The organism is Sphingomonas adhaesiva, from assembly GCF_036946125.1.
In the GTDB taxonomy this organism is placed as follows: Bacteria; Pseudomonadota; Alphaproteobacteria; order Sphingomonadales; family Sphingomonadaceae; genus Sphingomonas; species Sphingomonas adhaesiva_A.
On sequence record NZ_JAQIJT010000002.1, the window covers coordinates 637,660 to 650,541 of the forward strand.

A 12,882-nucleotide genomic window follows, 5' to 3' on the forward strand; every position below is an offset into this window, starting at 1 on the left:
GCGGGCCTATAGCGAAAAGCGGCGCGCCTGTCAGGCGGTGCCGTGGCGCGCGTGGAACAGCCGTCCGCCCTCGACGAACCACACCACCGCCAGCGCGCCCACGCCGATGCACAGATATCCGATCGCGAGCGGCAGCGTGGTGCCCGAATAGGCCTGACCGATCAGCGAGCCGACGACCACCGCACCGACGCTGGTGATGAAGCCCTGCACCGACGAGGCGGTGCCCGCGATATGCCCCACCGGCTCCATCGCCATCGCGCCGAAATTGGAGCCGCACAGGCCGATGCATGTCATGCTGAGCGCCTGGAAGACGATGTAGCTGGTCAGCGTCTCGTGCCCCGTCCCGATGACGACGATGTGGAGGAGGGACAGCGCGATCAGCCCCAGCACCGCCGCCTGCGAGATCAGCCGCGTGCCCAGTCGCTCGACCAGCCGCGCGTTCGCGAACGAGGCACAGCCCATCGCGAAGGCACAGAGCGCGAACAGCAGCACGAAGCGGTCGCCCGCGCCGAATTCGTCGACGAAGATCTGCTGCGCGGAGGAGACGAAGGCGATGATTCCGCCGAAGGTCATCGCCGCCGCCACCGCATAGCCCGCGGAGAAGCGGTTGGTGAGCGTCAGCCGATAGCTCTCGCGCAGCCGCGTGAGCGAGATCGGCACGCGCCGCTCGACCGGCAGCGTCTCCGGCAGCCGCATCGCCGCCCAGGCGAGCACGAAGGCGGCGAACGCGCCCAGCGCGTAGAAGATGAACCGCCACGGCCCGAAGGCGAGCAGCGCCTGCCCCAGCGTGGGGGCCAGGATCGGCACGACGAAGAAGATCATCTGCGCGATCGACAGCGTGCGCGCCATCTGCCGCCCGGACGAACCGTCGCGTACGATCGCCACCGCCAGTACGCGGGTGGAGGCGGACATCATCCCCTGCAGCATGCGCGCGCCCAGCAGCGCGACGAAGGTCGCGGAACCCGCGGCGAAGATGCTGGCGGCGACGAACCCCGCGAGCGTGACGATCAGCACCGGCTTTCGCCCGTAACGGTCGGCGAGCGGGCCATAGGCCAGCTGCCCCGCGCCGAACCCCAGCATATAGGCGGTGACGACCCATTGCCGGTGGTTGGCCGCGGCGACCGCCAGGTCGCGCCCGATGTCGGCCAGCGCGGGCAGCATCAGGTCCACCCCCAGCGCGTTGACCGCCATCACCGCGGCGATGAACACGACGAACTCGCGCCGGTTCATCGATGGGGGAGTATTGTTGTCCTTCATGCGCCGGGCCTTAGGCGGGGATGGCGGGCGATGTCACCCGTCGTGTTCCCGCGTGCGCAGGCGCATGTCAGATCGCCGGCAATTCCTTGAGCCTGTCCGCAACCAGCGGGGCGACGCGGTCGGCGATCTTCTCGACGCCGGTGGCATTGGGGTGGATGCCGTCGGGAAGCATCAGCTGACGCTTGCCCAGCACCCCGTCGAGGATGAAGGGGTAGAGCGCGGCGTGATGTTCCTTCGCCAGATCGGGCCATATCGCATTGATACCGGCGGCATAGTCCGGGCCCAGATTGGGCGGCGCCATCATGCCGGTCAGCAGCACCGGGATGCCGCGGCGGTCGAGCTCCGTCAGCATCGCCGCCATGTTGGCGCGCGTCTCCGCGGGCGGGATCTGTCGCAGCACGTCGTTACCGCCCAGCCCCAGCATCACCAGGTCGGGCTTCCGCTCCAGCCGGTCGAGCGTATAGGCCAACCGGCGGCGACCGTCCGCGGTGGTATCGCCCGAAACGCCCGCGTTGACGACCGTCGCGTCGATCCCGCCCGCGCGCAGCCGCTCGCGGACCGCATCGGGCAGGCTCTGTCCGGGGCGCAGGCCGTATCCGGCATACAGGCTGTCGCCGAACGCGAGCACCGTGCGCTTCGGCCCCGACACCGCATGCGACGCGGTCGCGGCAGGAGCGGGGGGCGACGCCGTGGCGAGCGGGATCGGCGGATCGTCGCGCCGGCTGCACGCGGCGACGCCTTGGAGAATCAGCAGCGCCGCCGCATATGTCGGTATCTTCACGCCCGTTCCTGCTTTCGGAAAAACCCTCATGATCGCGACCGATATGGTCATCGCCGCGCGCGATGTAAGACTGACGCTCGGCCGCGATGCGCCGGTCGAGATCCTGCGCGGCGTCGATCTTGACGTCGCCGCGGGGGAGAGCGTGGCGCTGCTGGGGCAATCGGGGTCGGGCAAGTCGTCGTTGATGGCGGTGCTGTCCGGGCTGGAGCGCGCGACCTCGGGCAGCGTGTGCGTCGCGGGGCTCGATGTCGGCGCGCTGGACGAGGATGCGCTGGCCGTCGCGCGGCGCGGGCGCATCGGAATCGTGCTCCAGGCCTTCCACCTGCTGCCGACGATGACCGCGCGCGAGAATGTCGCGGTGCCGATGGAACTGGCGGGCGTGGCGGACGCGTTCGCGCGCGCCGACGCGGAGCTGGAGGCGGTGGGTCTCGCGCACCGGCTGCACCATTATCCCGCGCAGCTGTCGGGCGGCGAGCAGCAGCGCGTGGCGATCGCGCGCGCGCTGGCGGGGCGGCCCGCGCTGGTCTTCGCCGATGAGCCGACCGGCAATCTGGATGCCGCGACCGGCGCGAGGATCGTCGACCTGCTGTTCGCACGCCGCGCCGCGACCAACGCGAGCCTGGTTATCATCACCCATGACCCCGCGCTGGCGGAGCGGTGCGACCGCACCGTCCATCTGGTCGACGGACGCATCGCGTGACCCCTGCACAGGAGCACGCGGGCGTGCCGGACAGCCGTCGCTGGGCGCTCGCCTGGCGGCTGGCGCGGCGCGAGCTGTCGGCGCGGTTCCGGGGCTTGCGCCTGCTGCTGGTGTGCCTGTTTCTGGGCGTCGGTGCGCTGGCGGCGATCGGGACGCTGACCGACGCAATCTCCACCGAACTGGCGGCGCGCGGGCGCGTGTTGCTGGGGGGCGATGTCGAATTTGCGGCGTCGCAGCGCGGTGCCGATGCGGGCGAGCTGGCGGCGATGCGCGCGCTGGGTCGCGTGTCGGAGACGACACGGATGCAATCGATGGCGGTGACGCCCGCCGGAGCCACCGCGCCGGTGCAGCTCAAGGCGGTGGACGCCGCTTATCCGCTCTACGGGCAATTGACGCTGGCGGACGGGCGCAGCGTGCGCGCGCCGGCTGCGGACACCGTGTGGATCGCGCCGGCGCTGGCGCCGCGGCTGGACGTGCGTCCCGGCGGGCGCTTGCGGTTCGGGACGGCCATGTTCCGCATCGGCGGCGTCATCGACGACGAGCCCGACCGGCTGGGCGAGGGGTTCACGCTGGGGCCGGTGGCGCTGGTGTCGACCGCCGGGCTGGCGCGGACCGGACTGATCCAGCCCGGCAGCCTGTATGAGAGCAAGTATCGCGTCGCCACCGCGCGCGATCCGGCGCAGGCGGTGGCGTGGTTCGAGCGCGCCTTCGCCGCCGCCGGGTGGGAGACGAAGACGCGCGACCGAGCCTCGCCGGGGGCCAGCCGCTTCGTGGCGCGGATGGGGGAGTTCCTGACGCTGGTCGGGCTGACCGCGCTGGTGATCGCGGGAATCGGGGTGGGCAATGGCGTGTCCTCGTACCTCGACACGCGTCGCTCCAGCATCGCGATGTTGAAGGTATTGGGGGCGACCTCGGCGCTGGTGACGCGGGTGTACCTGCTCCAGGTCGTGGCGGTGGCGACGGTGGGCGTCGCGCTGGGGCTGGCCGCGGGCGTGGCGGCGGTGCCGCTGCTGGGCGCGGCGGCGAGCAGGGTGCTCCCCGTCGCGCCGGGCTGGACCTTCGCGCCGGTGCCGCTGGCGCTGGCTGCCGCCTACGGCCTGCTGATCGCGCTGGCGTTCTGCGCGCCGCACCTGGTGGCGGTCGGGCGCGTGCCGGCGCAGGCGCTGCTGCGCGGCGCGCTCGACCCCCGGCAGGGAGCGGGGCGGTGGCGTGCGGCGGCGTGGATGGCGCTGGCGGGCGCGCTGGTCGTCGCGCTGACCATGGCGGCGAGCGAGCGGCCGTGGTTCGCGCTCGCGTTCCTCGCCGCGGCAGCCGGAGCGCTGCTGCTGCTGGTCGGGGTGGGGCAGGCGATCCGGGCCGGCGTGGCGCGGTTGCCGCATCCGCGCCGGCCGCTCCCACGGCTGGCGCTCGCGGCGCTGCACCGGCCGCAGTCGCGCACCGTGGCGCTGGTGGTGGCGCTGGGGCTGGGGCTCACGCTGTTCGTGCTGCTGGCGAGCATCCGCACCAGCCTGGACGGCAATATCCGGCGCAGCGTGCCCGAACGCGCGCCTGCGCTCTTCGCGCTCGACGTGCCGCCGGAGCGCGAGGCGATGTTCCGCGCCACCGTCGAGCGCGCCTCGCCCGGCGCGATCGTCGCGACGGTGCCGCTGATGCGCGGGACGATCACCGGCTATGGTCGCACGCGCGTCGCCGATCTCGCGTCGATCCCGGAAGGGGCATGGGCGCTGCGCGGCGAGCGCGGGCTGACCTTCGCCGCGGCGCTGCCGCCGGGCAGCACGATCACGAAGGGGCGCTGGTGGACCGCCGCGGAGGCGCGCGAGCCGCTGGTGTCGGTCGACGAACGCCTGGCGCAGGCGCTGGACCTCAGGATCGGCGATCCGCTGACCATCTCGATCCTGGGGCTGGAGCGGCAGGCGCGGATCGCGTCGTTCCGGCGCATCGCCTGGGATACGCTGGGCTTCAACTTCGTGCTCGTCTTCTCCCCCGGCGCGCTGGACGACGTGCCGCACAATCTGGCGGCGACGATCGACATGCCCGCCGCGCGCGTGCCCGCGGTGACGCGCGCGCTGCTGCCGCTGTTCCCCTCCACCTCGGTGGTGGAGGTCGGCGGCGTCCTGTCGCAGGTGCAGGACGTGGTGACGCAGATGGCGAATGCGATCGCGGTCGCCGCGGGCATCGCGGTACTGGCGGGGATCGCGGTGCTGATCGGTGCGATCGCGGCGGCGCGGGCGGCGCGGACCTACGACACGGTGATCCTGAAGGTGCTGGGCGCGACCCGCGCGCAGGTACTGGCGGCGCAGGCGCTGGAATATGCGCTGCTCGCCGGTATCGTCGGTGCGGTCGCGCTGGCGCTGGGCGTCGCGGGCGGCTGGTATGTCGTCGTGCAGATGTTCGGGTTCGACTGGCTGCCCGACTGGCCGACGATCCTGCTGACGCTGGCGGCGGGGGCGGGGATCACGATCGCGGTGGGACTGGCCGGCAGCCTGCCCATCTTGCGCGCGCGACCCGCCGCGGCGCTGCGGGAACTATAGGGGCGCCAAGCGCGTGCGTTTTGTGCTAGGGGCGCCCCCGGGCGACCCTGTCGGTCGCTCTATCCAACGGGAATCGCATGGCTCGCTTCAAGACCCCTGACTTCAACGAACGTTCTGCCGCCGCCCGCGCGGCCAAGGAAAGCGCGCTGGAAAAGCTGCGCAACAAGCCGGTCGCCGACCCGGCCGTGATCGCCGAGCGCGAGGCGACGCGCGCCGCACGCGACGCGGCCGCCGCGGAGCGTCGTGCCGAGCGCCAGCGCCTGATCGACGAGGAAAAGGCCGCGAAGGCCGCCGCCAAGGCCGCCGAGGAAGCCGCCAGGGCGCCCAAGCCGAAGAAGTCGGCCGAGGAGCTGAAGGCGCTGCGCGACCTGAAGTACGCGGCGCGCAAGGCCCGCAAGAAGTAATGCTCCCCCGCGAGGTCGTCGGCACGGCGGACGTGCCCGGCGGCCCGCCGCTGCGGCTGGTCCGGCATGGCGGCGACTTCATCATCATGCTCGACCGCAACGAGTTGATGAGCAGCCGGATGAGCGGGTCGGAGGTCGCGCTCGCCACGATGGCGCTGGCGCGACTGTCCTCCCCCGCCACGGCGCAGGTGCTGGTCGGCGGCTATGGCATGGGCTTCACGCTGCGCGCGCTGCTGGCGCGGCTGGGGCCGGACGGGCGCGCGGTCGTCGCGGAACTGGTGCCCGGCATCATCGAATGGGCCCGCGGGCCGATGCAGGCGCTGGCGGCGGGCTGCCTCGACGATTCGCGCGTGACGGTGGTCATCGACGATGTCGGCGCGGTGATCGCGCGCGGCACGCGGCAATATGATGCCATCCTGCTCGACGTCGACAACGGCCCCGACGGGCTGACGCGCGAGGCCAACGACGGCCTGTACACCGCGCGCGGCCTCGCCGGCGCGCGCGCCGCGTTGCGGCCGGGCGGCGTCCTTGCGGTGTGGTCGGCGGGGGCGGATCCCGCCTTCACGCGGCGGCTGAAGAACGGCGGGTTCGCGGTCGATGAGGTTCGGGTACGCGCGCGGGAGAACGGCAAGGGCCCGACGCACACGATCTGGTTCGCGACCCCGGCCCAGACCCCGATCCGTTCAAACTGAAGCACTTCCCCGGCGAAGGCCGAGGGCCTTTGCAAAACAGGTGCAACGACATCGAGCCCACGCCGTGCTCCTGCGCAGGCAGGAGCCCAGAGCCAAGCAGAACAACGCCTTATGGGACCTGCAACCCTGGGCTCCTGCCTTCGCAGGAGTACGGTGTAGCCTTTTGCAAACGTCCCGCCTTCGTCGGGGAGGTGGTTGTGGCCGGTGCAAGCCTCGTGGATCGAACTCCAGCCGCCGGCGCGCGCGGGCGCTCCACTGGCGACGACGGAAGTGGTCGACCCTGCCATGGTCAACGAGGGGCGACCTTTCGGCATGTCCCCGGCAGGAATGGTGGTAGCGATAACGATCGGGCGGGTGGTGGAGCTGAGGGGAATCGAACCCCTGACCTCTGCAGTGCGATTGCAGCGCTCTCCCATCTGAGCTACAGCCCCGCCCGCCGATCCCGCGGCAATGCCGGGGAGCGCCGCCATTAGCCGCCGTCGAACCACGATGCAACAGGCGTTTCGCACCTTGTCCCACGCGCGCCGCATTTTTTCGCGCCGCGGCTGGATGGTGGTGGCGTGCGACGAATGCCTGATTACGAACTCGTAATGATAGGAACGAATGCCGCCGCCATGCCTTCTCCGCCATGTCCGGCATGCGGGCGCAAGCAACGCGTCCGGGCCGGTAAAGTAGGAGGACGCAATGGGCTACGAACGTTACCCGCGCGGGACCAATCCGCAAGGCGACTATTACGGGCGCAACGAGACGCAGGATTACGGCCGCGACTATGGGTCGGGCCGCAACTACAGCTATTCCAGCGCGCGCGATTACCGTGCCGCCGGCGCGTTCGATCGCGACGACGACCGCCGTCCCTATGGCCGCGGCGACGATTACGGGCGGTACGGCTATCAGCGCGACGAGCAGCGCGGCGACTATGGCGCGAACCGTTACCGCGGGCGCGACGACTATCGCCGCGGCGGCAGCTACGGCGGCCGGTATGACGGCGGCGAGGGCTATGGCCAGTCGCGCTATGCCCGCGGCGACGAATATCACGGCAGCTATGCGTCGGACGGGCATCGTTGGGAGGATGTGGGCCGCTACCGCCACGCCGACGACGACAATTACCGCGACCGCTACACCCGCGGGAACGACCGGGATCAGTCCTACGGTCGCCGCGATGCGGGCCGTGCGCCGCAGGGCTACGATTATGACGAGCGCGGGTTCCTGGCGCGCGCCGGTGACGAGGTACGTTCCTGGTTCGGTGACGAGGATGCCGAGCGCCGCCGCGAGATGGATAGCCGCTACGACGAGCGCTACTACAACCAGCAGGGCGGCAACCGTCATGACGATGATTATCGTTCGTGGCGCTCGGGCCAGATCGCCGGGCTCGACCGCGACTATGACGAATATCGTCAGGAGAACCGCTCGCGGTTCGAAAACGAGTTCTCGACGTGGCGTACCCAGCGGCAGACGCAGCGTGATTCGCTGAACAACGTCAAGGAGCACGCGGAGGTCGTCGGCTCGGACGGCAGCCATGTCGGCACGGTCGACAAGGTGCGCGGCGATCGCATCATCCTGACCAAGAACGATGCGGATGCGGGCGGTCAGCACCATTCGATCCCGTCGCGCTGGATCGACAAGGTCGAGGACAGCAAGGTGACGCTGTCCAAGACCGCGGACGAGGCCAAGCAGCACTGGCGCAACGAAGAGAACAACCAGGCGATGTTCGGCGACCGCGCCCAACATAACGACCGCGGCTATTCGCAGTCGTCGACGTCCGGCACCAGCTATGGCCAGTCCCCGACCGAAGCGGGTGCCTATAGCCAGTCCGGCAAGGCGACGACGGGTAGCGATACCGGCGGGACGAACCTGAACAAGAGCTTCTCCGGCACCTATTGATCGGAGAACGCGGTAAGGACGGGAGGCGCGGGCCGCGAGGTCCGCGCCTCCCTCTTTTTGTTCGGGTGAAAGACGCGCAGCGAGCGGAGCGACCTCTCAGATCATTATGATGTCAGGTCGAGCCGTCATTGCGGGCGAAGCGAAGCAATCCGGGGTATCGCGAACTGCGCTCGATCGCTTCGCTACGCTCGCAATGACGAACGGTGCGCGGCGGCGTCGTCGCACCTTCGGGGCTGGGTGCTGGTGCCCTCGTTCCGGCAGAGGTCCCGCCCTCGCCGGGGCGCGGCAAAATGGCGCGCCGTCACACCGCGCCGGAGAAGGTGTCGCAGGCGGCGGGGTCGCCCGATTCCATGCCGCGGCGGAGCCATTCCTGACGCTGCGCGGAGGTGCCGTGGGTGAAGCTGTCGGGAACGACGCGGCCCTGCGACTGGCGCTGGAGCGTGTCGTCGCCGATCGCCTGCGCGGCGCGCATGCCTTCCTCGATATCGCCGGGCTCCAGCCGATCGCGGTTGGCGGCCGCCCAGACGCCGGCGTAGCAGTCCGCCTGCAGTTCGAGGCGCACCGACAGCGCATTGCCCTCCGCCCGGCCGAGGCGCTGCTGTTCGCGCTGAACCCGCTCGGAAATGCCGGTCAGGTTCTGGATATGATGGCCGAATTCGTGCGCGATCACGTAATATTGCGCGAAGTCGCCCGGCGCCTGGAAGCGATTGGTCAGCTCGTCGAAGAATCCGGTGTCGAGGTAGATGCCCTGATCGCTGGGGCAGTAGAACGGCCCCATCGCGGACATCGCCGCACCGCAGCCGGACTGCCCGCCCTGCTGCCCGAAGAACACCAGCTTGGGCGCGACGAACCGCCGGCCGGACCTGGCGAAGATCGCCTCCCAGGTGTTCTGCGCGGAGGAGAAGGCGTTGCAGGCGGCGCGCGCGGCCTGCGTGTCGCACTTCTGCGCCAGCGTCTCGCCGTTGCCGGCGGGGCGCGACACCTGCGTGGACGGCGCGCTGCCGCCGCCGCCGAGCAGCCCGCCCAGATTGCCGAGGCCGCCGAATACCGCCAGCAGCAACAGCGCCACGACCACGCCACCGCAGCCGAAGCGGCTGCCGATCATCGGCAGCAGGCCGAGCAGCAATCCCCCGCCGCCGCCGCCGAAGCCACCGCCCCCGGCGGCGCCGCGCTGATCCTCGACGTTGATGTCCTGATCGTAATCGTCGAGGCGCATGGCCCGTGTCCCCTGGTCGATCGTTGTCGTTGCGGCATGAATGCCCGTGACGTGGCCCGGGTTGCAACCGGCGCGCGCGCGGTCGATGACGTACGCCGGTTTCCGGCATCAGTTTCGAGCGAGGATGACGCATGTTCCTGAAGGGCAAAAGCGCGGTGGTGACGGGATCGACCTCCGGCATCGGTCTGGCGATCGCGCGCGCGCTGGCGGGCGAGGGCGCGAACGTGATGCTCAACGGCTTCGGCGAGGCCGCGGCGATCGAGCGGGCCCGCACCGAGATCGCGGCGGCGAGCGGCGCCGAGGCGCTGTACGACCCGGCGGACATGACCCGGCCGGAGCAGATCGCCGGGATGATCGCGCGCGCGCATGACGCCTGGGGCGGGCCGGACATCGTCGTCAACAACGCCGGCATCCAGTTCGTCAGCGGCATCGCCGACTTCCCGCCGGAGAAATGGGACGCGATCATCGCGATCAACCTGACGAGCGCCTTCCACGTGATGCGCGCCGCCGTCCCGTACATGCGCGCGAAAGGCTGGGGCCGGATCGTCTCGACGGCTTCCGCGCACAGCCTGGTCGCCAGCCCCAACAAATCGGCCTATGTCGCCGCTAAGCACGGTCTGGTGGGACTGTCGAAGGCGGTCGCGCTGGAAACCGCGACCGACGGGATCACCGTCAACTGCATCTCGCCGGGCTATGTCTGGACCCCGTTGGTCGAAAGCCAGATCCCGGACACGATGAAGGCGCGCGGGCTGACGCGCGAGCAGGTGATGAACGACGTGCTGCTCGCCGCGCAACCGACCAAGGAGTTCGTCACGCCCGAACAGGTCGCGGCGCTCGCCCTGTTCCTGTGCCGCGACGAGGCGAAGGCGATCACGGGGGCCAATCTGTCGGCGGACGGCGGCTGGACCGCGGCGTGACGGCGTGGCGCGCGGCGACATTGGGGTCCGGCACGGCCCTGTCGCTGGCGCTGTGCGGCTGCGGGGCGGGGCGCGCCCCGCTGGAACCGCCGCCTGCGTCGCAGCAGGAGGATATGTGGCGGCACCTGGCGACCGATGCGGATCGCACGCGGTTGCGCGGCTGGCGTGGCGCCTGGGTGACGGCCGCCGCGAAGGCGCGGGCCGCCGATCCGGCGGCGGTCGCGGCGGCGGGCGCGCTGTTCGCGCCGGACATCGCGCTGGACAGGCCGGTGCCGCCCGCCGGGCGCTATCGTTGCCGCGTGTTCAAGCTGGGGGCGAGGACGCCGGGGATGCCCGATTTCCTGGCCTATCCGTGGTTCGAATGTCGCATCGCCGCGTCGGCGCAGGGGGAGGCGCAGCTGGTCAAGCTGACCGGATCGCAGCGGCAGGTCGGCACCCTCTACCGTCACGACGACCGACGCGCGGTGTTCCTGGGGACGCTGATGCTGGCGGACGAGACGCGGGCGCTGGCCTATGGCCGCGATCCGGAGCGCGATCTGGCGGGCTGGGCGACGCGGGTCGGCGACGGCCGGTGGCGCATCGCGCTGCCGCACCCGGCGTTCGAATCGTTGCTGACGGTGATCGAGCTGGTGCCGGTCGGATAACAGGGACGGGCGTCACTTCGCGACCGGCGCTTCCTCCTTCTTCCCCGGCATCGTACCGGGGGTGGAGATCGGCGCGTCGATCGGTGCGATGCCGGTGGTCGGCGGATGGGCGGCGAACCATTGCTTGCCGGTCTGCTCGACCGCGACCAGCTGGCCGGGATTGGCGGCATAGACCGCGCGCAGGTAGCTGGTCGGCTTCTTCATCAGCCTGGGGAAGTCGACCTGCGCGACCCCGATCCGCCGCGCCGCCTCGCGCACGAAGGTGACGCAGTTGCGCTTGCCGAGGTTGTAGGTCGCGTCGCCCGTCTTTTCGTCCCAGGCGCGGATCAGGTCGAGGACGGCGGCATATTGCGCATCGCTGATCGTGCGCGCGAAGCGGGCGTGGCTGCCCTCCATATAGCCGTGCTTGGGCCGCTCGACACGGCCGGCGACGTTGCCGAAGAGGAGTGCCGGCGACACCGACTTGGCGGTGAAGCCGTAGCCGGCATCGACCGCCGGCCCGCCGGCGTCGGGTGTCCCGCGCAGCGTGAAGAAGGCGTGGGGGAAGTAGTTCCCGCCGAAATCGCGGCTCCAGAAGGTGATCGTGACCGCTGCCTGCGCCGGCCACGCGGACACCGCGAGCAGCAACGCGGCGAGCAGGACCGTAAAACGGGGCATGACAGGGGCCTTGTGAGGCAGGTGCGACATGCCCGATGTGTCGATCATGTCGCGCCCCGGCGCAACGGCGTTCAGGTGCCGGCGTCGGTCAGGCGCGCGCGCTGGTCGTCGGACAGGGTCAGCGTCATCGCCGGCAGCAGTTCCTCCAGCTGCTTCGCCGAGGTCGCGCTGGCGATCGGGGCGGTCACGCCCGGTTGAGCGATCAGCCAGGCCAGCGAAATCTGCGCCAGCGTCGCGCCCGTTTCGGCCGCGACCCGGTCGAGCGCGGCCAGCATCGCCGCGCCCTTGCCCTCCAGCAGGTCGCGCATCCGCCCGCCGCGGACGCTCTTCCCCAGATCCTCGGCAGAGCGGTACTTGCCGGTCAGGAAGCCCGAGGCGAGGCCGTAATAGGGGACGACGCCGATATTCTCGACGACGCAATAGTCCTGCAACTCGCCCTCGAATTTCATGCGGCTGAGCAGATTATACTCCGGCTGGAGGACCTGATAATGCGGCAGCCCGGCCGCGCGGGCGGTGTCGATCGCCGATTTCAACCGCGCGGCGTGGTAGTTGGAGGCGCCCAGCACGCGGACCTTGCCGGCCTTCACCAGCGTCGCGAACGCCTCGGCCACCGCATCCTGCGACTGTGCATCATCGTCCTGATGCGCGAAATACAGGTCGATGCGATCGGTGCCGAGCCGACGAAGCGAGGCGTCGCACGCCGCGGCGATCCGCGCCGGCGCCAGTTTCTCGCCACCCTCGCCGGGCAACATGCCGACCTTGGTCGCGATCTGCACCCGGTCGCGCTTGCCGCTGGTGCGCAGCCACTCGCCGATCATCGTCTCGGACTCGCCGCCCGAATGGCCCGGGACCCAGGCAGAATAGACATCGGCGGTGTCGATCATCGTGCCGCCGCCCTCGACGAACGCGTCGAGCACCGCGAAACTGGCATCGCGATCCGCCGTCCAGCCGAAGACGTTGCCGCCCAGGACCAGCGGCGCGATCTTCAGATCGGAGGCACCCAGCCGCCGCAACTCGGTCATGAGCCATTCTCCGTCACGTTGTCGGTCACCTGCTCCAGTGCCACGCTGTTGGCGTCGAGCATCTCCGCCGCCTCGTTCAACTGCCGATCCTGATCGGCGGTGAGACCCGGCGTGGGATCGCCGCCGCCGGAACAGGCGGCGGCGAGCAACAGCGGCACCGACGCCAACACCCGCACATGG

The 12,882-nt window shown here is 70.5% G+C and carries 13 protein-coding genes and 1 tRNA gene; 7 read left to right on the forward strand and 7 right to left on the reverse strand.

Features of this window, described 5'->3' with window-relative positions; all coding sequences use genetic code 11:
- Positions 1–30: 30 nt before the first annotated feature.
- Together PGN23_RS09260 and PGN23_RS09265 are read right to left on the reverse strand one after the other, a co-directional pair.
- A complete protein-coding gene (locus tag PGN23_RS09260; RefSeq protein ID WP_335304561.1) occupies positions 31–1,230 on the reverse strand; it encodes a multidrug effflux MFS transporter in 1,200 nt (399 codons plus the stop codon).
- Positions 1,231–1,324: 94 nt separating this feature from the next.
- A complete protein-coding gene (locus PGN23_RS09265; RefSeq protein ID WP_443019805.1) occupies positions 1,325–2,032 on the reverse strand; it encodes an arylesterase in 708 nt (235 codons plus the stop codon).
- Between the two features lie 34 nt (positions 2,033–2,066).
- Here PGN23_RS09265 and PGN23_RS09270 point away from each other — a divergent pair, with 34 nt between their 5' ends.
- The 4 genes from PGN23_RS09270 (at position 2,067) to PGN23_RS09285 (ending at position 6,365) form a co-directional block, all read left to right on the forward strand.
- Entirely contained in the window at positions 2,067–2,738 is a 672-nt protein-coding gene (locus PGN23_RS09270) for an ABC transporter ATP-binding protein (protein WP_335302596.1), read from the forward strand.
- Positions 2,735–5,269: an ABC transporter permease gene (locus PGN23_RS09275; protein WP_335302597.1), complete on the forward strand. Its 2,535-nt coding sequence runs from the start codon at positions 2,735–2,737 to the stop codon at positions 5,267–5,269. The genes PGN23_RS09270 and PGN23_RS09275 overlap by 4 nt, the downstream gene beginning before the upstream one ends.
- A 77-nt stretch (positions 5,270–5,346) precedes the next feature.
- Positions 5,347–5,673 carry a DUF6481 family protein gene (locus PGN23_RS09280; protein ID WP_335302598.1) on the forward strand — a complete coding sequence of 109 codons (327 nt, stop codon included), beginning with the start codon at positions 5,347–5,349 and terminating at the stop codon, positions 5,671–5,673.
- Entirely contained in the window at positions 5,673–6,365 is a 693-nt protein-coding gene (locus PGN23_RS09285; protein WP_335302599.1) for a spermidine synthase, read from the forward strand. The genes PGN23_RS09280 and PGN23_RS09285 overlap by 1 nt, the downstream gene beginning before the upstream one ends.
- Before the next feature lie 355 nt (positions 6,366–6,720).
- Here the strand turns inward: PGN23_RS09285 and PGN23_RS09290 are convergent.
- Positions 6,721–6,796: transfer RNA gene (locus PGN23_RS09290), tRNA-Ala, on the reverse strand.
- Positions 6,797–7,049: 253 nt separating this feature from the next.
- Between PGN23_RS09290 and PGN23_RS09295 the strand changes: the two genes are divergently transcribed.
- Positions 7,050–8,246, forward strand: a complete 1,197-nt coding sequence (locus tag PGN23_RS09295; RefSeq protein ID WP_335302600.1) for a DUF2171 domain-containing protein — start codon at positions 7,050–7,052, stop codon at positions 8,244–8,246.
- A 301-nt stretch (positions 8,247–8,547) separates the two neighbouring features.
- On the opposite strand, the gene ypfJ is transcribed toward PGN23_RS09295, so the two are convergent.
- Positions 8,548–9,462: a KPN_02809 family neutral zinc metallopeptidase gene (gene ypfJ / locus PGN23_RS09300; RefSeq protein WP_335302601.1), complete on the reverse strand. Its 915-nt coding sequence runs from the start codon at positions 9,460–9,462 to the stop codon at positions 8,548–8,550.
- A 131-nt stretch (positions 9,463–9,593) separates the two neighbouring features.
- Between ypfJ and PGN23_RS09305 the strand changes: the two genes are divergently transcribed.
- Both PGN23_RS09305 and PGN23_RS09310 read left to right on the forward strand, forming a co-directional pair.
- The gene (locus PGN23_RS09305) at positions 9,594–10,379 is read left to right on the forward strand and encodes a 3-hydroxybutyrate dehydrogenase (RefSeq protein WP_335302602.1); all 786 of its coding nucleotides are present in this window, start codon (positions 9,594–9,596) and stop codon (positions 10,377–10,379) included.
- Positions 10,376–11,023, forward strand: a complete 648-nt coding sequence (locus tag PGN23_RS09310) for a DUF4893 domain-containing protein (protein ID WP_335302603.1) — start codon at positions 10,376–10,378, stop codon at positions 11,021–11,023. Before PGN23_RS09305 ends, PGN23_RS09310 begins: the two co-directional genes overlap by 4 nt.
- Positions 11,024–11,035: 12 nt before the next feature.
- On the opposite strand, the gene PGN23_RS09315 is transcribed toward PGN23_RS09310, so the two are convergent.
- The 3 genes from PGN23_RS09315 to PGN23_RS09325 form a co-directional block, all read right to left on the reverse strand.
- Positions 11,036–11,680 (reverse strand): hypothetical protein, encoded by a 645-nt coding sequence (locus tag PGN23_RS09315; RefSeq protein ID WP_335302604.1) that lies wholly within the window; start codon positions 11,678–11,680, stop codon positions 11,036–11,038.
- 71 nt (positions 11,681–11,751) lie between these two features.
- Positions 11,752–12,702 carry an aldo/keto reductase gene (locus PGN23_RS09320; protein ID WP_335302605.1) on the reverse strand — a complete coding sequence of 317 codons (951 nt, stop codon included), beginning with the start codon at positions 12,700–12,702 and terminating at the stop codon, positions 11,752–11,754.
- On the reverse strand, positions 12,699–12,869 hold the full coding sequence (locus tag PGN23_RS09325; RefSeq protein WP_335302606.1) for a hypothetical protein: 171 nt from the start codon (positions 12,867–12,869) through the stop codon (positions 12,699–12,701). Before PGN23_RS09325 ends, PGN23_RS09320 begins: the two co-directional genes overlap by 4 nt.
- Positions 12,870–12,882 lie beyond the last annotated feature (13 nt).